The 26179-nt window shown below is 49.9% G+C and carries 20 protein-coding genes, 1 other RNA gene, 1 pseudogene and 1 riboswitch; of the genes and pseudogenes, 15 read left to right on the top strand and 7 right to left on the bottom strand.

Features of this window, described 5'->3' with window-relative positions:
• Window positions 1–180 precede the first annotated feature (180 nt).
• The 8 genes from DSM465_RS0105770 (at window position 181) to DSM465_RS0105735 (ending at window position 10533) form a co-directional block, all read left to right on the top strand.
• Window positions 181–2481 (top strand): DEAD/DEAH box helicase, encoded by a 2301-nt coding sequence (locus tag DSM465_RS0105770; RefSeq protein ID WP_035498237.1) that lies wholly within the window; start codon window positions 181–183, stop codon window positions 2479–2481.
• Between the two features lie 112 nt (window positions 2482–2593).
• Entirely contained in the window at window positions 2594–3868 is a 1275-nt protein-coding gene (locus DSM465_RS0105765) for a ribonuclease H-like domain-containing protein (protein WP_029760868.1), read from the top strand.
• A gap of 424 nt (window positions 3869–4292) precedes the next feature.
• The gene (locus DSM465_RS18855) at window positions 4293–4529 is read left to right on the top strand and encodes a CotD family spore coat protein (protein ID WP_078172623.1); all 237 of its coding nucleotides are present in this window, start codon (window positions 4293–4295) and stop codon (window positions 4527–4529) included.
• A gap of 239 nt (window positions 4530–4768) precedes the next feature.
• Window positions 4769–5065 (top strand): cell division regulator GpsB, encoded by a 297-nt coding sequence (gpsB, locus tag DSM465_RS0105750; protein WP_008879323.1) that lies wholly within the window; start codon window positions 4769–4771, stop codon window positions 5063–5065.
• 100 nt (window positions 5066–5165) lie between these two features.
• Window positions 5166–5563: RNase P RNA component class B (gene rnpB / locus DSM465_RS18850), an RNA gene on the top strand.
• A 142-nt stretch (window positions 5564–5705) separates the two neighbouring features.
• Window positions 5706–6842: a THUMP domain-containing class I SAM-dependent RNA methyltransferase gene (locus tag DSM465_RS0105745; RefSeq protein ID WP_029760867.1), complete on the top strand. Its 1137-nt coding sequence runs from the start codon at window positions 5706–5708 to the stop codon at window positions 6840–6842.
• Window positions 6843–6972: 130 nt separating this feature from the next.
• Window positions 6973–8910: an ATP-dependent DNA helicase gene (locus DSM465_RS0105740; RefSeq protein ID WP_029760866.1), complete on the top strand. Its 1938-nt coding sequence runs from the start codon at window positions 6973–6975 to the stop codon at window positions 8908–8910.
• A 117-nt stretch (window positions 8911–9027) separates the two neighbouring features.
• On the top strand, window positions 9028–10533 hold the full coding sequence (locus DSM465_RS0105735) for a carboxypeptidase M32 (protein WP_029760865.1): 1506 nt from the start codon (window positions 9028–9030) through the stop codon (window positions 10531–10533).
• A gap of 94 nt (window positions 10534–10627) precedes the next feature.
• On the opposite strand, the gene DSM465_RS0105730 is transcribed toward DSM465_RS0105735, so the two are convergent.
• From DSM465_RS0105730 to DSM465_RS18180, 3 genes are read right to left on the bottom strand one after another with little or no spacing between them, the layout of a single operon-like run.
• The gene (locus tag DSM465_RS0105730; protein WP_029760864.1) at window positions 10628–12277 is read right to left on the bottom strand and encodes a b(o/a)3-type cytochrome-c oxidase subunit 1; all 1650 of its coding nucleotides are present in this window, start codon (window positions 12275–12277) and stop codon (window positions 10628–10630) included.
• Between the two features lies 1 nt (window position 12278).
• Window positions 12279–12749, bottom strand: a complete 471-nt coding sequence (locus DSM465_RS0105725; protein ID WP_008879317.1) for a cytochrome c oxidase subunit II — start codon at window positions 12747–12749, stop codon at window positions 12279–12281.
• Window positions 12750–12770: 21 nt separating this feature from the next.
• Window positions 12771–12932, bottom strand: coding sequence for a cytochrome c oxidase subunit 2A (locus DSM465_RS18180; protein ID WP_008879316.1), 162 nt, complete (start codon window positions 12930–12932; stop codon window positions 12771–12773).
• Window positions 12933–13314: 382 nt separating this feature from the next.
• A riboswitch (purine riboswitch) is annotated at window positions 13315–13416 on the top strand.
• Between the two features lie 117 nt (window positions 13417–13533).
• Between DSM465_RS18180 and DSM465_RS0105715 the strand changes: the two genes are divergently transcribed.
• Together DSM465_RS0105715 and DSM465_RS0105710 are read left to right on the top strand one after the other, a co-directional pair.
• On the top strand, window positions 13534–14118 hold the full coding sequence (locus DSM465_RS0105715; RefSeq protein ID WP_029760862.1) for a xanthine phosphoribosyltransferase: 585 nt from the start codon (window positions 13534–13536) through the stop codon (window positions 14116–14118).
• On the top strand, window positions 14118–15425 hold the full coding sequence (locus DSM465_RS0105710) for a nucleobase:cation symporter-2 family protein (protein WP_008879314.1): 1308 nt from the start codon (window positions 14118–14120) through the stop codon (window positions 15423–15425). The genes DSM465_RS0105715 and DSM465_RS0105710 overlap by 1 nt, the downstream gene beginning before the upstream one ends.
• 460 nt (window positions 15426–15885) lie before the next feature.
• On the opposite strand, the gene DSM465_RS0105705 is transcribed toward DSM465_RS0105710, so the two are convergent.
• From DSM465_RS0105705 to DSM465_RS0105690, 4 genes and pseudogenes are all read right to left on the bottom strand, one after another.
• Window positions 15886–16575: an ABC transporter ATP-binding protein gene (locus DSM465_RS0105705; protein ID WP_029760861.1), complete on the bottom strand. Its 690-nt coding sequence runs from the start codon at window positions 16573–16575 to the stop codon at window positions 15886–15888.
• Window positions 16575–17693 carry an ABC transporter permease gene (locus DSM465_RS0105700; protein WP_029760859.1) on the bottom strand — a complete coding sequence of 373 codons (1119 nt, stop codon included), beginning with the start codon at window positions 17691–17693 and terminating at the stop codon, window positions 16575–16577. The genes DSM465_RS0105705 and DSM465_RS0105700 overlap by 1 nt, the downstream gene beginning before the upstream one ends.
• A gap of 133 nt (window positions 17694–17826) precedes the next feature.
• Window positions 17827–18718 (bottom strand): annotated as a pseudogene (locus tag DSM465_RS20350) (transposase).
• Window positions 18719–18882: 164 nt separating this feature from the next.
• Window positions 18883–19401 (bottom strand): PadR family transcriptional regulator, encoded by a 519-nt coding sequence (locus tag DSM465_RS0105690; RefSeq protein ID WP_008879311.1) that lies wholly within the window; start codon window positions 19399–19401, stop codon window positions 18883–18885.
• Window positions 19402–20102: 701 nt separating this feature from the next.
• On the opposite strand from DSM465_RS0105690, the gene DSM465_RS0105685 reads away from it, so the two are divergent.
• From DSM465_RS0105685 to DSM465_RS0105665, 5 genes are all read left to right on the top strand, one after another.
• Window positions 20103–21170, top strand: coding sequence for a type III polyketide synthase (locus DSM465_RS0105685; protein ID WP_029760858.1), 1068 nt, complete (start codon window positions 20103–20105; stop codon window positions 21168–21170).
• Complete coding sequence (locus DSM465_RS0105680) at window positions 21167–21745, top strand: isoprenylcysteine carboxyl methyltransferase family protein (RefSeq protein WP_029760857.1); 579 nt, start codon at window positions 21167–21169, stop codon at window positions 21743–21745. The genes DSM465_RS0105685 and DSM465_RS0105680 overlap by 4 nt, the downstream gene beginning before the upstream one ends.
• A 235-nt stretch (window positions 21746–21980) precedes the next feature.
• Window positions 21981–25709: a dynamin family protein gene (locus DSM465_RS0105675; protein WP_029760856.1), complete on the top strand. Its 3729-nt coding sequence runs from the start codon at window positions 21981–21983 to the stop codon at window positions 25707–25709.
• Complete coding sequence (locus tag DSM465_RS0105670; RefSeq protein ID WP_008879307.1) at window positions 25709–25897, top strand: hypothetical protein; 189 nt, start codon at window positions 25709–25711, stop codon at window positions 25895–25897. The genes DSM465_RS0105675 and DSM465_RS0105670 overlap by 1 nt, the downstream gene beginning before the upstream one ends.
• The gene (locus DSM465_RS0105665; protein WP_029760855.1) at window positions 25894–26166 is read left to right on the top strand and encodes a YpbS family protein; all 273 of its coding nucleotides are present in this window, start codon (window positions 25894–25896) and stop codon (window positions 26164–26166) included. The genes DSM465_RS0105670 and DSM465_RS0105665 overlap by 4 nt, the downstream gene beginning before the upstream one ends.
• The last annotated feature ends 13 nt before the right edge of the window (window positions 26167–26179 follow it).

Here is a 26179-nt window from a genome sequence, read left to right as displayed (position 1 = left end):
GTTGTATCAAAAACTCCACACGGGCTATTTCCCCGTGAGCATCACGGGGCAAGCAGAGACAGGGGAAGGGGCATGGGGAGAGCAGTTTGCTTTGGCTGCCGCTGTTTTTTGCCATGCAAATAGAAGGAGTAGGCTATTCTCTCTTATTTCTTGTAAAATAGAAACGAGGTGATTTGCAACGTGAAAAAACAGACGCTTTCTGAATGGATCGAACAGCTCCGCCAAGATCCGAATGTCGTGTATTGGCACGAAATCGAACCAAAAGAAGCTGATACGGTCCCGTTTCCAGCCGAGATCGACGCGCGGCTGCGCGCGGCGCTTGAAGCGCGCGGCATCGCCTCGCTTTATACGCACCAAGCGGCGGCGTATGAGGTGGTGCAAAGCGGGCGGAATGTTGTTGCTGTGACACCGACTGCTTCCGGAAAAACGCTTTGCTACAATTTGCCTGTGCTTCAGGCGATCGCCAAAGCGCCCGAAAGCCGCGCCCTCTACTTATTTCCAACCAAAGCGCTCGCTCAAGACCAAAAAAATGAATTGAACGAAATAATCGCTGAGATGGACGTGCCGATTTATAGCTATACATATGACGGCGATACAGCACCGGCGTTGCGGCAAAAAATCCGCCAAGCCGGCCATATTGTAATCACGAATCCGGATATGCTTCATACGGCGATTTTGCCGCATCATACGAAATGGATTTCACTGTTTGAACAGTTGCGTTATGTCGTCATCGATGAACTGCATACATATCGAGGGGTGTTTGGCAGCCATGTGGCAAACGTCATCCGCCGCTTAAAACGAATATGTGCGTTTTACGGAAGCCAGCCGACATTTATTTGTACGTCAGCAACGATTGCTAATCCGCAAGAGCTGGCTGAGCGGTTGACCGGCGAGCCGATGACGCTCATTGACAACAACGGGGCACCGCGCGGGCGGAAACATATCGTATTTTACAACCCGCCGGTCGTCGAACGGACGATGAACGTTCGCCAAAGCGCAACAAAAACAGCGGTGGAACTGGCACGGCAACTGCTTGTCAATCGCATCCCGACGATTGTTTTTGCCCGCAGCCGCGTCCGTACCGAACTCATTTTGAGCCATTTGCAGGCGGCGGTGAAGGAACGGATTGGCGAAACGACGATTCGAGGCTACCGCGGTGGCTATTTGCCGAATGAACGGCGTGCCATTGAAAACGGGCTACGCAATGGGGACATTATCGGCGTGGTCAGTACGAACGCACTCGAGCTTGGCGTCGATATCGGCCAGCTGCAGGCGTGCATTTTGACCGGCTATCCGGGAACGATCGCCAGCACGTGGCAGCAAGCCGGGCGTGCCGGACGGCGTCATGGCGACTCGCTTGTGATTATGGTTGCCAGCTCGAGTCCGCTTGACCAATATATCGTCTCCCATCCGGAATACTTTTTCGCCCGTTCTCCGGAGACGGCCCGCATCAATCCAGACAATATGCTCATTTTGGTCGATCATTTGAAATGTGCCGCATATGAGCTTCCGTTCCGGCGCGGCGAGACGTTTGGCGGCATCGACGTTGAAGACGTGCTCGACTTTCTGGTCGACCAAGGAGTGCTTCATGAGCGGGCCGGGCGTTGGCATTGGATGAGTGATGCCTTTCCGGCGCAAAACATTAGCTTGCGCTCGGCGGCCCAGGAAAATGTGGTAATCATCGATATTTCAAATATAGCGCGCCACCGCGTCATCGGCGAAATGGACCGCTTCAGCGCCATGACGCTGCTCCATGAAGAAGCGATTTATTTGCACGAAGGGACGCAATATCAGGTTGAAAAGCTTGACTGGGAGGAGAAAAAAGCGTACGTCCGCCAAGTCGATGTCGAGTATTTCACCGATGCCAATTTGGCTGTACAGCTTGACGTGCTGTCTAATGACCGGAGCGAAGAGCGCGGGGCGATGGCGGTGCACTACGGTGATGTGTCCGTCCGGGCGATGGCGACGATTTTTAAAAAATTGAAACTGTCAACGTTTGAAAATATCGGCTCGGGACCGATTCGCCTTCCGGAAGAAACGCTTCATACGTCGGCAGCATGGTTCGAATGGAAAGAAGTTCCATCGGAATTTTCCCCAGCATTATTCGAACATTTGCTTGTCGGCCTCGCCAACGTGCTCAGCCATCTTGTTCCGATCTTTGTCATGTGCGACCGCTCGGACGTTCACGTTGTTCCACAGCTGAAGGCGCTGCACTCCGGACGGCCGACGATTTTTCTTTACGACCGCTATCCGGGCGGTGTCGGCTTATCGGAAGCTGTATTTGAACGGTATGAAGAAATACTCGAGAACGTAAAGGAATGGGTGAAGCGCTGTCCGTGCAGCGATGGTTGCCCGTCATGCATCGGCGTTTCCGACACAGGGGGGCAGCCGGTGAAGCGTGAGCTTATTCAGTTTTTAGATGAACAGCTTGCAGTATGGAGCGGCTCGCTTGTTTCGCACCGCAGTTGTGAAGAAAACTGAGTGGCGTCGCCAAGCTTGAGTGCCAGCGGGCGGGGAAACTAAAGCGGCTTTCTTGAGCGTTCGCGCGCTAAATTTATAGGAGGAAGAGAGCGAGCGGAAAGGAGGAGGGTGAATGAAACCGAAGCTGTCGCAGTGGAAAGAGCTGCTTGCCGCTCGGCACAAAAAAAAGACGGCGGATGAAAAGAACGAAATGGAACCGAGCGAACGTGGGGCGACGGACGTGCCTTATGTTGACATTTGGCAGGAATACGGGACGAAGCCGTACTGGTTTGCCGGGGATTATTGCCTCATCCGGGAGACGGTGTACCCGCTTGATTATCAGCATGGCTGCTACCGTCTTGGGGCGCTGCATGATGTGCACCGGCGCTGGCAGGAAGCGTCGTTTTCCCACCCGCTCTCGTGCCGCGGATTCGCTGTTAGCGACCTATTCTTTTTTGACACAGAAACGATGGGGCTTTCAAGCGGAGCGGGAACGGTCATGTTTCTGCTCGGCCATGCCCGCGTCCTTGGCGATCGCATCATCATCCGCCAGCACGTTTTGCCGCATCCGGGGGCGGAGGTGGCGCTGTATCAAAGCTTTTTATCCGATGTCGACTATACGACTCTTGTTACGTATAATGGAAAGGCGTTCGACTGGCCGCGGCTAAAAACACGCCATGCCCTTGTCCGCGACATGGTGCCGAAGCTGCCGGCGTTTGGTCACTTTGATTTGTATCACGCCGCTCGTCGTTTATGGAAAGACAAGCTCGATTCGCTTCGCCTAGCGGAGGTCGAAAAGCACATTCTTCAGATTGAGCGGGATGATGATGTGCCCGGCTTTTTGGCACCGATGATATACCAGGAATTTTTGCAAACGCCTCATCCGGATCGGATTATGCCGGTATTGCGCCACAACGAACAAGACGTGTTGTCGCTCATTGCGCTCTACATCCATTTATCGATTCAGTTGCTCGAAGCGATGCGGATCTCTGACCCGCGGGAGCAGCTGGCCGCGGCCCGTTGGCTCGAAGCGGTGGGGGAAACGGCGGCTGCTCGGGGCGTGTATGAACAAGCGAGCAGCAAAGAGGTGAAAGAAGCGCAGGCGGCGAAATGGCAGCTGTCGCTTTTGTATCGGAGAGAAAGGCGCTATGAAGAGGCGGTTGCCATTTGGCGCGACTTGTTCAATCATGGAAGCGCCTCTTGGAAGACGAAAGCCGGTCTTGAGCTGGCAAAAGCGTATGAGCATCATTTTCGCGATGCAGCCGAAGCGCACCGCTATGCCGCCGCAGCGTATGAAGCCTGGCGCTCGCTTGCCAAAGCAAGTCGGCAAGGCATGGAGAAGGAGGAACAGGAGTGGCGCAAGCGGCTTGAGCGGTTAACGCGCAAGAAAAATAAGTTAGGGAAATGATAGGCCCATTTCCCTGGCAAGCGCAAAATATGACAGAAAAATAAAAAAATTTTCCTTTTCGTTTCGAATCTTGTAGAAAAAAAGAAAAATGTGTACAATGGCATCGGAGTGAACGAAAACGATGGCAGGGAGAAGAGCGCGATGCGGAGCATGTACAAAAAAATTTTGTACCTCTTTTTTATTGTTATTGGCTTGACGTTTGTCGTTTTCCATTATGTGTATTAACGCAGTAATTCGTGAACGTTTTCCCAAATGAGGCTATGGCCGAACCGGGTTGCGCGGCGTCTTGAAATCGCGGGGCGGAGGAATAAGTGCGGCTGTCATTATGTATAAAATGGGTGCTTACACTAGTACAAGACCGACCTGTTCATCATAGGCTAGTATTGTCAATCAATAGCTTAGATGATGAAAGGAGAAGGATGCTATGCATTGCCCACCGTATGTGACGGCGCCGATCGTCCATCCGCCTCTATGCCGTGTTCAACACCATTTCCAAGCAACGATTGTACCACACATTCACCCATCACACACAACACACGTTTTTCATCACTTGTATGAACATCGTCATTATTTCCCGCATACGGAATCGGCTGTTGCTCAGGACGCCAACCGGCACTTGTGTTGTTCGGGGCCGATGGGGCCGTTTCCAGCTAGATACTAGATGTGAAAAACAGGGGCCGCTTCGTCGGCTTCTGTTTTTTTTGGCGGCGAATGGCCAACGCTGCCGGTTGTGTCGTCTTGGTTAGCGAGCGTTTTTCCGCGCGGGCAGGAAGGTTGCCTTCTAGCGTTATGTTGTCTGATTCTACGTGTTCGGCAGCACAAACATCAATTGACAACCGGCGTAATTTCTGAAAAAATAAAGGAAAGATGATTGTTGAATGCGGATTGAGGTGAAAAGCCATGTCAGCCAATCAGGTAAAACTGACACCAAAAGACATTTTGGAAAAGGAATTTAAGGTAAGTATGCGGGGGTACAATCAAGACGAAGTGGATCAATTTTTGGACATCGTTATTAAAGATTACGAGGCGTTCCAGCAAGAACTTGACGAGCTGCGCCAAGAAAATGCCCGACTGAAGCGGCAAGTTGAGGAGTTGCAAAAGCGGCCGACCACGCCGACAGGAACGACGAACTACGATATTTTGCAGCGCCTGTCGAACTTAGAGAAACATGTGTTCGGCCGGAAGCTGTATGAATAGATAGTTTGAAGAACAAGGTCAGTATATAAAAATAACAAAATTTCCCTCTTGATTTCATTCGAAAAATCATCTATACTGTAAGATGCTCGCAACGTTAATCATGTTCGGGTAATCGCTGCGGCCGGTTTCGGCCGTAGAGGAAAGTCCATGCTCGCACGGTGCTGAGATGCCCGTAGTGTTCGTGCCTAGCGAATCCATAAGCTAGGGCAGTCTGGCTTCGGCTGGGCTGACGGCGGGGAAAGAACCTACGTCCGAATGCGGATATGGTTCGATTACCCTGAAAGTGCCACAGTGACGGAGCTCTAAGGGAAACCTTAGAGGTGGAACGCGGTAAACCCCACGAGCGAGAAACCCAAATGATGGTAGGGGCACCTTCCCGAAGGAAATGAACGGAGGGAAGGACAGGCGACGCGTGTTGCCTGTAGATAGATGATTACCGCCGGAGTACGAGGCGAAAAGCCGTTGGCAGTACGAAGGTACAGAACATGGCTTACAGAACATGATTAACGTGGTGATGGAAGCGTGAAAAGCCCTCCTGCATGAAGGAGGGCTTTTCGTTTGCGTGTTTTTCGCAACTAGGTGGATATAATGGAAGTATGTCCAATTGGTGCGATACATACCGTTTGCGAGGGGGAATAGAATGAAATCATTTTCCATCATTGCGACGGCTGCGATGGGGCTCGAGTCGGTTGTTGCCGAAGAAGTGCGACGGCTCGGCTACGAATGCCGGGTGGAGAACGGCAAAGTGACGTTCGAAGGCGATGCGCTCGCCATTTGCCGAGCCAACCTTTGGCTGCGCACCGCCGACCGCGTGAAACTGAAAGTTGGCGAATTTCGAGCGACGACGTTCGAGGAGCTGTTTGAACAGACGAAAGCATTGCCGTGGGCCGATTATTTGCCGAAAGACGCTGAGTTTCCGGTCATCGGGAAATCGGTGAAGTCGACGTTGTTTAGCGTTTCAGACTGTCAAGCTATCGTCAAAAAAGCGGTCGTGGAAAGTTTAAAAGAGCGCTACCACCTGTCATGGTTTCCCGAAACCGGCCCGCTTTGCCGCATTGAAGTAGCCCTTCATAAAGACATTGCCACGTTGACAATTGATACAAGCGGTGTCGGGTTGCATAAGCGCGGCTACCGTGCTCGTCAAGGAGAAGCGCCGCTTCGGGAAACGCTTGCCGCTGCCTTAGTATTGCTCACGAACTGGACGCCGGATCGCCCGTTTGTCGATCCGTTTTGCGGTTCGGGCACGATCGCCATCGAAGCGGCGCTCATCGGGCAAAACATCGCCCCTGGGTTTAACCGCGATTTCGTTTCTGAACAATGGCCTTGGATCGGGGAGCGCGCATGGAATGAAGCGCGCCAAGAAGTGGAAGATATGGCGCGTTATGATGAGCCGTTGGATATTTGCGGGATTGACCTTGACCCACACATGGTGGAAATGGCCAAGGCGAATGCAGCCGAAGCGGGGTTGGCCGATCTCATTTCTTTTCAAACAGGACGGGCGGAACAGTTTCGGACAGATAAATCGTACGGAGTGATTGTCAGCAACCCGCCATACGGTGAACGGCTCGGCGAACGGAGGGAGGTCGAAGCCCTCTACCGCGCCATCGGCCGCACTTTCTCCGCCTTAGACACATGGTCGGTATACATTTTAACTGCCCATCGCGGCTTTGAAACTCATTATGGCCGCCCGGCGACGAAGCGGCGCAAGCTGTTTAATGGCTTTATTGAGACGCATTACTATCAATATTGGGGGCCGCGGCCGCCACGCCGAAGCTAGAAGTTGACTTCTCGACGGTCATCCATCATAATATAATCTTGTTACTAGAATTAAGGCGCGCAACGATGTGGTTGCGCGCTTATGCATGATGATGCCGGGGGACTTTATGTCAATTGGAGGGGTGGCGGTGATGAGCCATAAACGTTATCCGTTTCTGTTAGAAAAAAACGAAAACTTTTTTGATAAGCTCAGCCAGTGGATCGGTGATGTCTTTTACGATACGTTGCCGGAGGCCGGCTTTGAGCTGCGCGATGAGCAAGTTTATATGGCGTTCCAACTCGAGCGCGCATTTCGCGAAAAAAAGGTGATGTTTGCCGAAGCCGGAGTCGGTACAGGGAAGACGATCGTCTACTTGCTATACGCGATTTGTTACGCACGTTATACCGGCAAACCGGCCATCATCGCCTGTGCAGATGAAACGCTTATTGAGCAGCTCGTCAAAAAAGAAGGAGATATCGCCAAACTGTCCAATGTGCTCGGGCTGCATATTGATGTCCGACTGGCGAAATCACCCGATCAATATTTATGTTTAAACAAGCTTGAAGAAGTGACGACATACGATGATGACGATATTGAGCTATATGAACAAATTTATGACAATCTGCCGGCTTTCGTCCATGACAATAAAACGATGCAGTCGTTTTATCGTTACGGCGACCGGAAAGAATACGCCCATTTAACCGATGAGCAATGGAAAAAAATCGCCTGGGATCCGTTTCAAGATTGTTTTACGTGTGAAAAGCGGCACCGTTGCGGTCAGACGCTTTGGCGCGACTATTACCGGAAAGCGGCCGATTTGATCGTCTGTTCACACGACTTTTATATGGAGCATGTATGGACGTACGAGGCGCGCAAGCGGGAAGGACAGCTGCCGCTCTTGCCGGAGGCGAGCTGCGTCGTGTTCGACGAAGGACACTTGCTTGAGTTTGCCGCACAAAAGGCGCTTACATACCGAATGAAAGAGACGACGCTTGAGATGTTGCTGACGCGGCTTCTTGAAAACGATATTCGCGAAGAACTCGCCTATTTAATTGAAGAAACCATCGAAACGAGTGGGCGCTTTTTTACCGAATTGAAAGCGTGCGCGAAAGATATCCCTGGCTCAAACCGGAAAGAAATTTCACCGTCGCCGCAGCTCGAGCGCTGGGCGAAGCGGCTGCGTGACCAAATCGTTAGAATCGGCAATGAGCTCGTGTTTGAAAGTGAAACGTATACGATTGACCATTATCAGCTGAATATTGTTGACGAATACTTAGACCAAATTCACTATTTGCTCGACTTGTTTTTAACAAGCGCTGATGCCATCGCGTGGCTCGAGTCGTCGCGCCAAGAGGCCACACTTGTTGTCATGCCGCACACTGTGCAAGAAGTACTGCGTGAAAAAGTGTTTGCGAAACGCATGCCGTTTATCTTCTCATCGGCGACGTTATCGAACGGCAAGTCATTTCAATATATGGCTGACAGCTTAGGGATCGATGACTATTTATCGTTCAGTGTGCCGTCGCCATTTGATTATGACGAGCAAATGACCATTTATATGCCGACGTTCCGCGCTAATGAGGCGCTGTTTGCTGAAAAATACGCCTATGCGATGAAGAAATTGCGTGAAACGGGCGGACGGGCGCTCATCTTGTTTCCAACGCGCGAGGAGCTGCTTCAGTTTAAAGAAGCGGCGGCCGGGGAACCGTTTTCATTTTTGTTTGAAGGCGACCGCGAGATTAGCGATTTAGTCGCCGAGTTCCAACGCAACGAAGAAACCGTGCTTTGTTCGGAACATTTATGGGAAGGGCTTGACATTCCGGGATCGTCGCTGTCCAATGTTATCATTTGGTCACTGCCATATCCGCCAAACGATCCAGTGTTTCAGGCGAAGCGGAAGGCATATAGCGATCCGTTTTGGGATGTCGATGTCCCGTATATGCTTCTCCGTCTCCGCCAAGGGGTCGGACGGCTCATCCGCACGCGCGATGATCGCGGCATCGTCTCCATTTTTGTTACCGACCAGGAAGACAAGCAGGTCATCGCTGCGATCAAATCGGTCTTGCCAACATCTGTGAGGGAAGAGTAGCGTTCTTCCCTCTTTTCTTTTGGTGAAAAATGACGTTTCTTCGCGATCAAGGAGGAAAAGAGCACCTAGTTATGGAAATGATGATACGGCCATCCAAAACGAATAGGGGGACTGAGCATGGTGAAGCGAATGGAAGAACAGTTTTTGCAGTATGTCAAAAAAATGATGGGGTATCATGAGGCCATCAATTTAATGTATTGGGATTTGCGGACCGGTGCTCCGAAAAAAGGGGTGGAGCAGCGCTCTGAAGTGATCGGCATGCTGTCGGAAGAAGCGTTTAAAATGTCCACTTCAGAGGAAATGGCAGCGTTTATCGCCAAGCTGTCGCCAAAAGAGGTGTATGAACAGCTTGATGAAGTGACAAAACATACGCTTGATGAATGCAAAAAAGAGTATGAACGGAATAAAAAAATTCCAGTTGATGAGTATAAAGAGTATGTCGTGCTTTGCTCAAAGGCGGAAAGCGTCTGGGAAGAAGCAAAAGCGGCCGCCGATTTTGCCCGTTTTCGCCCGTATTTGGAGCAAATCATCGAGTTTCAGCGCCGCTTTATCAGCTATTGGGGATATGAAGGGCATCCGTACAATACGCTGCTTGATCAGTACGAGCCGGGCATGACGGTTGAGTTGCTTGACGGATTGTTCGGTCAATTGCGCGAACGCATTGTTCCCCTTGTGCACGCCATTTCTGCTGTGTCCGATAAGCCGGATACGTCGTTTTTGTTTGCGCCGTTTCCAAAGGAAAAGCAGCGCGCCTTTCTTTTGGAGTTGCTCAGGGAACTCGGCTACGATTTCGGCAAAGGGCGGCTTGATGAGACGGTCCATCCGTTTGCGATCGGGCTTAATCCGAACGATGTACGCATCACAACACGGTATGATGAGCGCGATTTTCGCACCGCTGTTTTCGGTACGATTCACGAGTGCGGCCATGCCCTCTATGAACAGCACATTTCTGAAGCGCTTGTCGGCACGCCGCTCGCGAGTGGGGCGTCGATGGGCATCCATGAATCGCAGTCACTTTTTTTGGAAAATATGATCGGCCGTCATCCATCGTTTTGGAAACGGCATTATCCACGTTTGCAGCAATACGCACCGGAACAGTTTGCGGACGTTTCACTTGACGCGTTTTATCGGGCGATCAATGAGGCGAAGCCGTCGCTGATTCGCATTGAGGCTGACGAGCTGACGTATCCGCTTCACATTATGGTTCGATACGAAATAGAAAAGCAGCTGTTTGCCGGAGAGCTCGAGGCTGCTGATTTACCGGACGTATGGAACGAGAAATATGAACAATATCTTGGCATCCGTCCACATAATGATGCGGTCGGCGTTTTGCAGGATGTCCACTGGTCAGGTGGCAGCTTCGGCTATTTTCCATCCTATGCGCTCGGCTATATGTACGCGGCGCAGTTTAAACAGGCGCTCGAAAAAGAGTTGGATCTTGCCCAATTGCTTGAGGAAGGGAACATCACGCCAATTCGTGAATGGCTGACGGCCAACATTCATCGGTTCGGCAAAACCAAAAAGCCGCTTGATCTTGTGCGTGATGCGACGGGGGAACCGCTTAAAGCCGATTATTTAATTCAATACTTGGAAGCGAAATATAAACCTCTTTACAGACTGTAACATCGTTGCTGAGGAAGTCTTCGGATTCAAGCGAGACGACGTGGAAGCAGTTCAAACAATATCCCCCTCTTCACACCGAAGAGGGGGATAGCTTTTACCATAATTTATATCCTTTCGACCCTGGTGGGGCGTTTTGAATAATGTCGATGAGCGGAACGGTATATGCGATCAAAATAAGCGCAACGACAATGCCGATCCAAAGTTTCCAGTTTTCAAACACCAACACGACCCGTTCCTGCGGGGCGGCCGCTTCGGCGACTGGAAATTCTGTTTCGCCTTTCGGAGCGAAAAACGCCAAATTGATGACGATGACGAGCATGAGAATAATGCCGATAAACAAGATCGTTCCGCCGACAGCTTGTGCGATTTGGTACGGAATCCATTCAAGTGCTTGCGGCGAATTGCCGTACGTTGAGAACGCTGAACGTCTCGGTGCCCCAAGCAAACCGGCAAAATGCATCGAGCCGGACATAAATGTCATCCCGACGGCCCAAACGATCGTTTGAATGATGGCAAGGCGGTTCATCGCTTTCGTCAGCACCCGACCGGTCAAATGCGGGATGAGCCAGTACGATGCACCGAAAAATGTTAAGACAACGGTTGTCGCCACCGTCAGATGGAAGTGCCCAGTCACCCAAATCGTATTATGGACGACTTGGTTGAGCTGATGCGAGGCGTTAATAATCCCGCCTGTACCGGCCGGAATGAAAAACAGCATTCCGACAAACGGTGCGAAAAAGCGCGCATCTCCCCACGGCAGTTTCCGCAGCCAGCCAAACAAGCCTTTTGCTCCTTGCGAGCGGCCGTATGATTCAAACGTCGCAAACATGGAGAACGCCGTCATCAATGATGGAATGATGACCATAAACGTCAAGACGACTTGCACGTATTTCCAAAACGGTGAAATCCCCGGCTCAAGCAATTGATGGTGGAAACCGACCGGAATCGAAAACAGCAAGAACAAGATAAACGCTAACCGTGCGAGCGAATCGGAGAACATTTTGCCCCCGATCACTTTCGGAATGACGGCGTACCAAACCATATACGCCGGTAACAGCCAGAAGTAAACGAGCGGATGCCCGAAATACCAAAACAGCGTCCGGCTTAACAGCACGTTCACCCGTTCAGAGAGCCCGAGCGACCATGGGATAAGCTGAAAGACGACGGTTGCGGCAACACCGAGCGTACAGATGAGCCATAGCGCCATATTCGTTACTGACATGAATGTCAACAACGGGCTCGCCTGGCCGCGATGCGCTTTCCGCCAGCGCGCATAATGGGCAAACATCGCAAAACCGCTCACCCAGCTGCCGACGACAACAAGCGCTAAACCGATGTAAAAGCCGGCATGCGCTTGCAGCGGGGCATAAAATGTATACAATACAGCCGCTTGCCCCGTGAGGATGAAAAAGGCGCTCATGGCTGTTCCAATCGTCATCAGCCAAAAACCAATCCATCCGACCCGGCGCGTGCTGTCCGTGAATGCCCCAGCCGTGCGGCTGACAGCAGCAAACTGAAAGCCGATAATGAAAAAGGTCGTCAGTACAAGTCCGAGCAAGACGCCGTGCGTTGTTAAAATCGTATAGTAGCTGATGCCACCCGGCAATTCAAACTTGCCGGAACGGACGAGCGTTTGCAATAAGCCGGCAAAGCCGCCTAATCCGAGAGCGATAAAAGCGACAAATAAATGCGCCAACGCCAGTTTGGCGTCGCGGCGATCGACTTTTTCCAACGGTTGTACCATGTTACTCCACCACCTTAATGCGTGCCGTCATCATATGATGGCCGGCGCCGCAATATTCATTACAAAGGATCGTATATTCGCCCGGTTCATCAAACGTAGCCGTCAAGCTGTTGACGTAGCCAGGTTCGACCATCATGTTTATGTTTGTTCCTGGAATTTGAAATCCATGGATAACATCCTTCGAAGTAACGTTAATCGTCACTTTTGCTCCTTTTGGAATTTCAATTGCATTTGGTGTAAAGGAAAAGGCAGCAACGACGATGTTCAGTTCGTATTCATTCTCTCCTTTTTTGACAAGACCCGGCTGATCAAATGGCGGGGTCGTGTCTACTTTCTCTGGATCGATTGTCGTCAGGCAGCTTGGCGGCTGCTGTCCGGCAGCGAAAGCGCTCACACCGACGACGGTTAAGAAGACAACGAGACAGCCGATACCAAACGTCAGCCAAATTTTTTCGTACTTATGAATGTGCACATCAAGTTCCTCCTTCGCCGCTTATATCCGGTTTAGAAATAAAAAGTAGACGCTGACCCAAGCGAAAATGATGAAAAAGCCGAGCAAAAATACGGACGCCAGCGTGCCGCCGAGACCCGGCTCTTTCTCTTTTTTCGTTTGCTGGATCGTCGTAGTCGTTTTTGTCCACTCCGGTTTTGCCATGCTGTATCCCTCCTCTTTTTCAAATTCATCCCCCAGAACAGTAGTGAGGCAGGAGCGCCAACCGGCGGATTTCCCTGCTTTGACACTATCATAACTGTAGGAAACTGTGGTCACAGTGACTTTTCTCACAAAAATGATGTAGGAAGTTTGAACAAATGGTGACGATTGTGAAAAATGTATGAACAAGATGGAAAAAAAGAGGTGCTGCAATGAATGATGGTTCTTCGTTGTGGCGTAGCTGGCATTGGTTTTGTTAATGAAAAGAATGAGAATGATAGTAAAAGGATAAAAGCGAATAATTGTCATTTTTTATCCATCAATGTTCGTCTTTTTTAGTAAAAAATGCTTCTCAACCGCTGTCGCTCATGGTATACTGCTAATAAATGAATCACGCTGACTCACTCATATAATCGCAAGAATACGGCTTGCGAGTCTCTACCAGCCGACCGTAAATCGGCTGACTATGAGTGGCAATGTCAGGAGGGAGGCGGTCATGGCCGCCTTGTGCCTTCCGGTTTGCTTCGGCTTAAAAGACATTGCCTGACTCATGGAATGGGTGAGGCCGGTGTTTTTTAAGCTTTTTTTATTGGAGGGAATCAGTATGCGCGAATTGCTCGAGAAAATTGCCGCCGAGGGGGAGGTCGTCGCGGACGGAGTGCTCAAAGTCGACCGCTTCTTAAACCATCAAGTCGACCCGCACCTTATGAAACGGATCGGTGAGGAGTTTGCTGCTCAGTTTCACCGTGAGCGGCCGACGAAAGTGCTAACGCTTGAGTCATCCGGTATTAGCCCGGCGCTTATGGCTGCCTATGAGCTCGGTGTACCTCTTGTCGTTGCCCGCAAGCGGCGACCGCTGACGATGACTAGTGAAGTGTATCGCGCGGAAGTATATTCTTTTACGAAGAAGGAGACGAACGAAATCATTGTTTCCCGGCCGCTACTGGATAGCAGTGACCGGGTGCTGATTATCGATGACTTTTTAGCCAACGGCCAAGCGGCGCTCGGGATGGTGGAGGTCGTCCGTCAAGCTGGAGCGGATGTTGTCGGCATCGGTATTGTCATTGAAAAAGCGTTTCAAGACGGCGGCCGGCTCCTTCGTTCGCAAGGATTCCGCGTCGTTTCGCTCGCCCGCATCGCCTCGCTCAGCGATGGCGTCATTCGATTTCACGAAGAGGTGATGAGCTGATGAAAATGAAATGGTGGCAAATCGGGTCATTAGGCATTCAGCACGTATTGGCAATGTATGCCGGGGCGATCGTCGTTCCGCTTGTCGTCGGCGGTGCGCTTCAGCTATCGGGAGAGCAGCTCACCTATTTAGTAGCCGTTGATTTATTGACGTGCGGCATCGCGACGTTTTTGCAAGTATGGAAGAATAAGTTGTTTGGCATCGGCTTGCCGGTCATGCTTGGCTGTACGTTTACGGCGGTCGGGCCGATGATCGCCATCGGCGGTCAATACGGAATGACAGCCGTATATGGTTCGATCCTTTGCGCTGGGCTTGTCGTCGTGCTCATCAGCCCGTATTTCGGCAAGTTGCGGGCGTTGTTCCCTCCGGTTGTCACCGGTTCGGTCGTAACAATTATTGGCTTGACGCTCATTCCGGCGGCTGTGAACAATATGGCCGGAGGACAAGGAGCAGAAGATTTTGGCGATCCAACTAACTTGGCGCTGTCGTTTGGCGTGCTCGCGCTCATTGTTGTATTGTACCGCTGTTTCAAAGGCTTCATTCGCTCGATTGCCATTTTGCTTGGAATGGCCGCCGGCACTGTTGTCGCGGCCGTGATGGGAAAAGTAGACTGGACGGCTGTCACCGAAGCATCGTGGGTTCATCTGCCGCAGCCGTTTTATTTCGGTGTTCCATCATTCCATGGCTCGGCCATCTTGACGATGGTGTTGGTCGCTATCGTCAGCCTCGTCGAATCGACCGGCGTCTACTTCGCGTTGTCTGATATTTGCCGTCGCCGGTTGACGGATGAGGATTTGGCGGGCGGTTACCGCGCCGAAGGGTTGGCGATCATCGTCGGCGGGCTGCTAAATGCGTTTCCGTATACGACATACTCGCAAAACGTTGGCCTCGTTCAATTATCGGGGGTGAAAACGCGAAACGTCATTTATGCCGCCGCTCTGTTTCTCATCTTGCTTGGATTTGTGCCGAAAATCGCCGCTGTGGCGACGATCATTCCAGCCCCGGTGCTCGGCGGGGCGATGCTCGCCATGTTTGGCATGGTCATCGCTTATGGCGTGAAAATGTTGAGCCAAGTCGACTTGACTGTGCAAGAAAACTTGCTGATTATCGCTTGCTCGATCGGCGTGGGGCTCGGGGTGACGGCGGTACCGAACTTATTCGCCGAGCTCCCGGCCGGCCTCCGCATTTTGACGGATAGCGGCATCGTCGCCGGCAGCATGACGGCCATCATCTTAAATGCAGTCTTCCATTTCGGTAAGGTAAGAAGATCGGCTACATTGCCGTTGCAGGAACAAAAAATTTCCTAATCGTGTTGTCCTTTCTAAATATCCAACATATTTAGACTCAAAATATGTTAGAGTGTCGTCTACATGTCATCAACGTTTTCTGATCAGATTGATTAAGAAAACGGGGGTGACATTTTTTATTTGCCATGAAAAAAATCAACTATGTGTTTAGATAATGTGTGGTGAACCATATCAAAAGTAAATGAGGTTTTTGTGAAAATTTGAAAAAGCGAGTTTGAAGTTCAATTCTGATCTGGTAATTATTTGAATTTCGTGAGATTACATCTCTGTTATATGAATATAATAGGACTTAACATGCTTACTCTTGTTTCTTTCCCGATTCATAAACAAAACCCCTACTCATTAAAAGCAGGGGTTTTGCTATAAGTAAATGATGATTTATTTGGTTTCAAAGTCGAAGCAACCTCTGAAATAATGACTACTCTCCCCCAGAACGGGGATTTTTGTTCGGGGTTATATCTTAAGAGCGGAAAGAATCATCTCGTTTCAGTTTGCCATCTTCCATTTTATACACTTTATCGCAGTATTCCAGCATTCGTTCGTCATGGGTAACCATAATCGCTGCTTTGTTTCTTGTTTTTGTTTCTTTTGCTATGAGTTGAACCACTTCATGGGCGTTTTTCGAATCAAGACTTGCTGTTGGTTCATCTGCCAAAATAATCGAAGGATTGTTTATAAAAGCTCGAGCAATTGCAACTCGTTGGCGTTCTCCTCCTGATAATTGTTCGGGTAATTTTTCCATTTTTGCTGCTAAACCGAGGCTTTGTAACAATTCTTTAGCGAATTCCTTATCTTCCTTTACAAGTTTCCCTGACATTCTTTTCACGACAAGTAATTGTTCCAGAACATTTAAATAAGGGACGAGATTACTGTTTTGTAAGATAAATCCGATTTCCTTGAGCCGTAATTGGGCCAAATCCTTAGGTTTTAATTCATTCAGGCTCTTACCGTTAATGATGACCTCACCTTTCGTTGCATGAAGCAATGCACCTGCAATCGCTAGAAATGTACTTTTACCTGAACCTGATGGACCAATGACAGCAATAAACTCACCTTGTTCCACCGTTAGGGAGACATTATCAAGGGCAAGAACTTGATTTTCACCTTGTTGATACAGTTTAGAGACATTCTTGAATTGTATTACGGACATTATTCCATCCTCCCAATCGCTTGAAGCGGATCGATTTTTGTAATTTTTCGAACGGAAATCAAGGAACTTAAAATCGAAACTACAAGTAATAAAAGGGCATAAACGACAACTAATTTAGTATCAAGTGAAAATGGCATTTCATCCGGAAGAATAAGGGCTGTCCCATAAGTTAACAAGATTCCTACCACAATACTAATTGATGATAATAGAAATACTTGAGATACAATAGCTTTTCCGAGAAAACGATTGCTGGCACCAATGGCTTTTAAAATGCCAAACTGATTCGACTTTTGCAAGGTAAGTACATAAAAGAATACTCCGATTACAAATGCCGAGATAGCCAAAAGGAAGGCGAGCATCATCATAATCGTGCCATTCTCTTCTTTATAACCAGGCATTCCTTGTATGGCTGCGGCCTTGGTGACTGTTTCAGTATTCTTGAAGTGCTTATTTAATTTCTCTGGATCAATATTTTCCCCTTGCAGCATAATGGCATTTACAGGTTTTTCAATTCCTTTATCAGAGCCCGGTGCTGCAAATTGAATAGAGCGCCATTTATCTAGAGTAGTAAAAATAGCCGGTAAATGGTTGTATGTTTCATTTGTAACAAACCCTACAATTTTCACTTTTTCTAATGAGCCTTCTATTTCCAGCGTATCACCAATCTTAAAGCCTTTTTTCTTTAACGTATCATTGACTATAACTTCTAAAGGCTTATCTGCTTGAAGTGGCTTGCCTTCGATCACACTCGGTTCTAGAAAACTGCCAGGTGTGATTCCCAAGAGGGCAACATCTACTTTTACTTTATCAGCAGAAGCAGACTTAAATACAGTTCCCATGGTTGCACCCATTGCTGATGCAGCTGTAACATTAGTTTGGTTTTCCAGTTCTTTTACCAATGATTCACTCAATAACGATCGGCTCATAGAGGCTCTCGATCCTTCTTCAAAAGTTACATAATGGGCATTCATATTTTTAAATGTTGCTGCACTAAGAGTGGAAAGGCCATTACCCAGTCCCGAAAGAATGAATACCAACCATGCAATCAGGACAGTAATAAGCCCAATCATTGAAAATCGTAATTTTCCATGCTTTAACTCTCTTATAGCAAGAAACAATGTACGCCACTCCTTCTATAAAAAATTTTTAATCATATTTGATTAATTAGAGTTTATTAGTTTTTTTGTGATTAGTCAAATGTGACTATATGCAAAAAAATTATTTGTTTATTGCGTTGATGGTGTTGCAAAACTAGAGTAAAAACTCAAAATGATGGATGAGTATGCATAATTGCACATGTAATAGATGGCGATGAAGCCCGTGCCACCGAGGTTGTTCTAACCCATTCATCTTTCATTGGTTAAATACTCGTTCGATGGTGCTACGGAGACCAAACAGCCACTTTCCAAATCGAGTGTTCAAGAAGACGGGGATCACCCGGCCATAGGCATCGTGTCGTTCCTCGCTATTGCGTCAGTTCATCGGGGAAACGAAAAAGATGTCCCATTGCTCGGCCGTTTTACAGATCTGTTCCCTGTCGTAGGCGGCATCCTCAAGTGCAAACTCGATGTCCCATCCTTGCAGAGACGAAAGCAGTTCCGGTGCCACTGCTGCGTCATTTCGATGGGCGGTAGTCAAAACATGGGATAAAATGGATCCCTTCCGTGGTGGTACACAGATGCAGTTTATCTCCTTTGAACCAATGGTACCGAGTCGACATGCCCTAATTTGCTTGGGAATCATACAGGCTGCTTCGAAGAGCTGTACGATCGATCATCACTACTTTTGGTTTTTGAACACCTAAATCGTTTAGAAGTTGGGCATTCCAATCGGAAAATCCTTGTTCTTGAAACCATTGACTGGCTCTTGAAAAAGTAGACAGATGAGGAACCTCCAGACGTTCACAAATTCGTCGGAAATAGCCAAACCGGTGGAGGATGTTCACCAACTGCCGTAAAGAATCCATCGCGAAGTAGGTTTTCAAAAAGAAACATGTGAGCAGTCCCTTTTTAGACACTGGGGGTCTTCCTGTCACATACGATGTTTCCAGAAAAGAAAGTTGGCCGATGTATCGAAATCATGCCTCTAAAAGAGGATCAATTTCACCCATCAGTGCATGTTCGATCACGAAATTGGAAATCATGATCGTGTCCACCCCTTGGTAGTTTCTTTTGGTCACTGTATATGATTTCTAAGGTGGTGGATTTTTTATGTGCATTTATGCATTCGTTATGTGTTTTGCAACACGTTCTGCGTTGGTAATAAAAAAGAATCCTCGGTGGCTTTAACATCATAAGTATATAAAACTTAATTCGAATAAAGAAGAGATTGAATGGTTTTTTCAAGAAAGGAAATTTCTGCTTCTAACATTGTAATTTTATGTTCGACTGCAAGATTAACACCAGTTTGATTTACATGTACAGGGGTTTGTTTAAGTTGATCAATTAGTGTTTTGTTTTTCTTTAATCGTTCTTTCAAGGCTGGTATTGCTTGGTCCATAGGAAGAAAATCAATAAACATTAGCCCAATATCCCCTTGATAATTAACACTTTCAGCAGAAGACAGATTGTTTAATAGCAATTGGTAAAAATACTTTCGACCTCTTTCATTTATAGAATACACTTTACGGATGGGTCTATTTCCTTTTTGCTCAAACTTAATATCAATAAAGCCCTTTTGATGTAGTTTATCCAGCGTAGCGTAAGCAGTAGACTTTTTCATATCTGTAACTATACTTAGGTTTTTTTCGATGAATTCATTAATCTGATATCCGTGTTGGCTTTGTCCCATTAGTAACCCAAGTAGAATTAGTGAGCGGTGTTCCACCGATATCCTCCTTTCTTTCACACTCTTTCTACGTTCTCTCGTATATTTTATTGGTAGTCAATTGAATGTCAATTCAATATTTTGGAGTTTTGGGTAAAGTTTGGATTTTCTTCGTTATTTTTAGAAAGTTATCGACTGTTTAATATCTATATTAACAGGGCCCCATCATCATTTTTTAATCGGAATAATCATCTTTATCGATTTTTAAATTCATTATAGGATATAAGCAATCAAAGAACAAATAGTTAAATTGATCGATGGTCACAGACATTAAGGGACATGAAATATCCCGCCGCTTTTCGGCTAGGAAACCATCGCTCACAGAACGCAGCAAAAAGTCAACGAAGTGTCGCTAAACGAATCTGGCAAGGGCTCATTCCTCAATCATTTGTACTATGCTTGCTTGAGTAGGAAAGCGAAATCCGCATCTTGAAAGCTGGATACACAACAAACGTCTTTATAGATGTCCCCGCTTATGACCATTTTTCCTTCCAAAACAGGCTGGTTTTGCCCACACCTGTTTTTTTGTTTGCCATAACGTTTCTTTCATTTTTTATGCTGCTTTTCTGTCGGCCACGAAGAAAAGGAGAGAATCGACCTGCTGTTTCCGAAAAAATAGGCGTATAAATGTGTTTTCGCCTGCATATAGTCCGGCTTGTTGCACACTCTAATAGAAAAGAAGAACAAACCGAGGTGTTTGTATGCCGATCCTTTTATCTATCGGCACCGCAAAGATGCCATACATGGTTTCTCAACATGAGGTGAAACGTTATGTCGCCGAGTTGTTTGCCGGGCGTCTAATGCGCGCTGAACGGCTGCTGCAGGCGTTTGACAACGGCGGCATCCGCACGCGCACCTTTGTCAAGCCGCTTGCTTGGTATAGCCTGCCGCGCGGCTTCGGGGAGAAAAATGAGGTGTATATCGACAGTGCCGTTCGTTACAGTGGCGAGGCCGTCAACGACTGCTTGCATAAAGCCTCTACCGGCCCGATTCCGTATGAAGCGGTCGATGTGCTGTTTTACATCTCAACGACCGGTTTGTCGACGCCAAGCATCGAGGCGCGGCTGATGAACGTGCTGCCGTTTTCACCTTCTGTCGTTCGGGTTCCGATTTGGGGGCTTGGCTGTGCGGGCGGGGCAGCGGGACTGGCTCGAGCAGCCGATTATTGCCGAGCGTTTCCTAATGCCAAAGCGCTCGTGATTGCCGTTGAGTTTTGCAGTTTGACGTTCCAAGCGAATGACTTATCAAAAAGCAATGTAATCGGCACATCGCTTTTTTCTGACGGGGTGGCATGTGTGCTTGTCGCCGGCGATGAAGCGGCGCCAAAAAGCGGTGCGCCGCGTATCATCGCTGCTCGGTCGGTGCTTATGCCTCGTTCGGAGGACGTGATGGGTTGGGATATTCGTGATGAAGGGCTGTTTGTCATCTTTTCGAAAGATATTCCGTCAATCGTCCGCAGCTGGCTGCGACCGCAAGTGGAATCGTTTTTACAGGAAAACAAACTGCTGCTCAGTGACCTTCGCTATTTTATTGCCCACCCGGGCGGGAAGAAAGTGATCGAGGCGTACGAAGAAGCGTTCGGGTTCGGCCCGAAGCAGACAGAGGCTGCTAGAGAGGTGTTAGCCCAGTATGGCAATATGTCGTCAGCCACCGTTTATTTTGTGCTGGAGCAAGTGATGCAGAAGCCGCTTGCGCCTGGGTATGGGCTGCTCGTCGCCCTCGGCCCTGGCTTTAGCGCCGAGATGGTGCTGCTTAAATGGGAGGGATGATGATGCGGTTTGCATTCGTATTTTTGGTGGTGGCTGGGATGCGCTTGTTTGAGCTTGTGCTTGCAAAACGGAACGAACGGTATGTGAAAGCACTCGGAGCGAAAGAGGTTGGCGCCCGCCATTATCCGTGGATTGTATTGATGCATATACTCTTTCTTTTGTCGTTGGCTGTTGAGGCACTGCGAAAAGGCGCGCGCCCGTCGCCACGCTGGCCATTTTTGTTTCCGTTCTTTCTTGCTGTCGAAGGGCTGCGCGTATGGACGATTTTATCGCTCGGCCGCTTTTGGAATACGAAAATTTTGATCGTGCCCGACCGCCCGGTCGTGAAAAAAGGACCGTACCGGTGGATCCGCCACCCTAATTATGTCGTCGTCGCTTTGGAGATCGTGTTGCTGCCGCTTTTGTTCCAAGCACCTATGACCGCGCTTATCTTTTCACTTCTTAACGCAATCATGTTATCCATTCGCATCACCACTGAAGAACAGGCGCTGTCAGCGTTCACTGATTATAAGGAGGCGTTTCAGGCTCGGCCGCGTTTTTTGCCGCTAGGAAGAAAAACGGTCGTGCGCGTTTAAGCAACTGCATGAAAAAACAGGAACAGCTAATCAGCGAAAGGGGACCGCGGATCGTTCTTATTTGGCAACAGCGGTCGCCCTTTTGCGGTTGACACAAAGGGAAACAAGCATATTTCCAACTAACTCCTGCTTGCCAAACGAACGGGCGGGATTTTTTTGTTTTTCTATTGGGAAATGGGACGAAATACAGTAAAATGAATGTAAACGATATTGACGGAAACAAGGGGTTTGGGTCATGGGATATGTTGCAACTGAGCGGCCGTCATTGCGGCCGTGGCTGGCGAAAATGATCGAGATGTATGAACAGCTTCAGACAACGGGGGACAAAGAAAACGCGAACAAAGTGAAGCAGCTTATGGAAAAAATGGCAGCCGGGGAGCTTATTGTCGCATTTTGCGGTCATTTTTCTGCCGGCAAATCAAGTTTGATCAACGCGCTGCTCGGCGAACCGCTGTTGCCGTCGAGCCCGATTCCGACGAGTGCGAATCTTGTGAAAGTGAAAGCCGGTCGGGATTATGTGCGCGTCTTTTACCACCGTGATGCGCCGGTCGAGTACGAACCGCCGTACGATCCGGAACTGATTCGTGCTCAATGCCGGGACGGGGAGACGATTGAATGGATTGAGATTAGTCGTGAAACAGACGCCATTCCGCCAGGAGTCGCCATCTTGGACACGCCGGGCATCGACTCGACGGACGACGCCCACCGACTGGCGACCGAGTCTGCACTTCATTTAGCTGATGTCGTCTTTTATGTCATGGATTATAACCATGTACAAGCGGAATTAAACTTTCAATTTACGAAACAATTAACGGACGAAGGAAAAACCGTCTATTTGATCATCAATCAAATCGACAAACACCGTGAGGACGAACTGCCGTTTGCTGCGTTTCGCGACTCGGCGGCTAGGGCGTTCCGAAGTTGGGGAGTCGAGGCGGCCGGCCTGTTTTTCCTCTCGTTAAAAGCGCCGGACCATCCGCATAACGAATGGCATGAGCTGTCAGCCTGTTTGCGTCAGTTGTTTGCGGACAAAGATGAGTGGCTCGTCCGCGGCGCCGAAGCCGGTTTAAAACGGATCGCCGACCGTCATATCGAACAGCTTTGTACCCGACATGAGCCGCTTGAACAAGAAATGCGCATGCAGCTTCAGAAGCTTGGCGGCGCGGATGATGAGGCGGCGGCTATGGAGGAGCTTGGACGGTTGGAGACGGAGTTGGCTAAGTGGCAGACGGCACCCAAGCGGGTGGAGGAGACATTTCGGACCGAACTTGAGCACGTGCTACAAAACGCCTATTTGATGCCGTTTGAAACAAGAGCGCGGGCGGAAGCGTACTTGCAGGCCATGCGGCCCGATTTTAAGGTGGGGTGGTGGTTTGCAAAGGCGAAAACAGAAGAGGAGCGACAACGGCGGTTCGCTGCGTTTTACGAAAGCGTCAAGGCACAAGCGGAGGCGCAAATTGAATGGCACGTCCGCCAGTTGCTTCTTCGGGTTGGAAACGAATGGAATGCTGACCGTGCTTGGCTTGGTAAGTGCCAACAATGGACGGTGGAGTGGGAGGCGACGCTGCTCGCCAGCCTCGTCAAACAAGGCGCGGATACAAGCGGTGCGGCGCTATTAAACTATACGGATGAGGTCGCTGCAGCGCTGAAAAAATGTTACCGTGACTCGGCGTTCACCTTGTTTGCTGAGCTCTTGGAACAAATCGCCAAACAGGCGGCTGCCCAAATGGATGCATTGAGTGATGAGCTTTCGAGGGCGCGTGAAAAGGTGGAGCTCATCGGCCGCCTCGCCCGCCTCAAATTCGAGCGGGAAGAGCGCCAACGCTCATTTGAACAGCTCATCGCCGCTCCGGGTGATGACGCAACGCTTGATGAGACCCGCCTTGCTTTGCTGACTGCGCCGCCTGATTTCCGCAAGGCGCGCCATGTGGAAACGCCAAAACAGCAAGTCGCTGCCAAAGAGCAAGCGCTCGGTCAGAAAGGCGCGGTGGCTGGCAACGAATTGGAGGACGAAAGAACAGGGGAATCCCGTACGCCGTCAGCCGGTGGAAAACGGCGTAGCGAACAGGCCGCCGACCGGCTTGATGAAGCGGCGGCTTACCTTGAACAAGCGGATTTGTTGCGCCGTTTCGCTGGCCCGCTGCGCGACAAGGCGAGCCGGCTCCGCACGCGCGCGTTTACGGTTGCCTTGTTTGGCGCTTTCAGCGCCGGCAAGTCATCACTTGCCAACGCTTTGCTTGGCGCACCGCTTTTGCCGTCTTCGCCGAACCCGACGACCGCCGCTATCAGCAAAATCGCACCGCCCGACAAAGAGCACCCGCACGGTACGGCGATCGTAAAAGTGAAAAGCGAATCGCAAATTTGGGCTGATATACAAGCATCGCTCAGCCAGTTCGGCCATCAGGCGGATACATGGGAGGAAGCGCTTCGCCTCTGTGCCCGTCTTGCCGAGTCTGGGGCCGAACATCCGGCGCAAAAGCCGCATGTTGCCTTTTTGGCGGCCGTTGCGGCCGGCTACGAGCGGATGTGCGATCGATTTGGGGCAACGCTGTCGATCCGTTTCGAGGAGCTGGAGGGGTATGTGGCTGACGAAGCGGTGTCGTGTTTCTTAGATGAGGTTGTGCTGTATGCCGACTGTCCGCTCACCCGCCAAGGGGTGACGCTTGTCGATACGCCGGGAGTCGATTCGCTAAACGCCCGCCATACCGGAGTGGCGTTCCATTATATGAAACATGCGGACGCGCTACTGTTTGTGACGTATTACAACCATGCGTTTTCGAAAGCGGACCGCGAGTTTTTGCTTCAGCTCGGGCGGGTCAAAGATGCGTTTGCGCTTGACAAAATGTTTTTCATCATCAATGCGGCCGACTTGGCTCAATCAAAGGAAGAACTTGATGCTGTCATCGCCTACATGAACGATGAGCTCGCCCGTTTTGGCATCCGTTTTCCGCGTCTTTATGCTCTCTCAAGCCGCATGGCGCTGGCGGAAAAAATGGGGGTGGAGCCTAGCGCGCGCGGCGTCTTGGCGGATTCCGGTTTGCCCGCCTTCGAAGCAGACTTTTTCCGTTTCTTGACGGAAGAGCTGACTGAGGTGGCGGTCGAGAGCGCCTATGCTGAGCTCGAGCGGGCGTGGCAGACGGCGGCGGAATACGCGCGGGCCGCTGGGCAGAGCGAGGCGGAAAAAGCGGCGAAGCGGCGCGCGCTTGAGGAAGTCAAGGTAAAAATGCGCACCGTGCTCGCCGATGCCGTCGATGCCTACGGCCAGCACGCACTTGGCCAAGAAGCCGACGAACTGCTTTATTACGTGAAACAGCGTGCCTTTTTCCGCTTGAATGACACGTTTAAAGAGGCGTTCAATCCGTCGGTGCTTCGCGACGACCAAGGTCCAGTGCGCCGGGTGCTTGAGCGTTGTCTTGACGAGCTGCTTGCGTCCGTTGGCTTTGATTTGGCGCAAGAGATGCGGGCAACGAGCTTGCGTGTTGAGGCATTTTTGCATAAACGGCTTGCCGAGCAGTTCGCTCGCTTGAGCAGTGAGCTTCGCCGCCTTGATGAGGCGCTCGCACTCGTGCCGCCGGAGTCGTTTGCTTTTGCGGCACCGGAGTTCGCCAACGCCCTTAGCGATGTGGATCGGGGACGGTTTGCTAAGGCGCTTTCACTCTATAAAAACGCGAAATCGTTTTTTGAGCGCGATGAGAAGCGGCGGATGAAAGAAGAGATTGAAGCAGCGCTCGTTGAGCCGGTTGATCGGTATTTGGCCGAGCAAAAAGAGCGGCTCATCTCCGTATATGCCAAGCAATACGAGGATGCCGTCGCTGCGCTTACGGCTGCGCTCACCGATCAAGTTGACAGCTATATGGACGGTTTAATGGCAGCGCTCGCTGAAACAGCAGACTCCGAGGCGCTCAGCCGGATCGAAGCGGCGCTTCGCGGCCTTCTTTCTAGAGAAGACAGGGAGGCGCGCTGATGAACCGGTTTCACGCTTGTGCGACATGTATCCACTACGGCATAGAAAAGCGGGCCAACGGGTTATACACGTATTGCCGCCGGCTCGGCTATGCGACGAAACCGAATTACCAATTCAACTGCTGGATACCCAAACCTAATGTCCAGCGTTTGATGGAAAAAGAAGCAAGAAAGGACGAGAACCATTGAGTGAAGTGCATCAAGCGATTACTGCCCACGTACAAAAGCAGCACGCCATCTTAAAAAAGTTTGCCATGCTCGATGCTGAGCGCGAGCGGCATATCGAAGAAGCGGTCGAGCGGTGCCGCCGCGGCGAGTCGTTTACGGTCGAGCTGATCAATGAAGTGACGAAACAAATGAATGAACTGGCCAAAGGGGGCCTCGTACCGACCCGCCGGTACGTGACGCCGGAAATGGTGCGCGAATATGTGAGCCGCCTTGAAGGAAAGCGATCGTAACAGCGGGGAATAG

It is taken from the genome of Geobacillus thermodenitrificans subsp. thermodenitrificans DSM 465, assembly GCF_000496575.1.
GTDB classification, from domain to species: Bacteria; Bacillota; Bacilli; order Bacillales; family Anoxybacillaceae; genus Geobacillus; species Geobacillus thermodenitrificans.
This window is presented reverse-complemented; position numbering and strand designations above follow the sequence as displayed.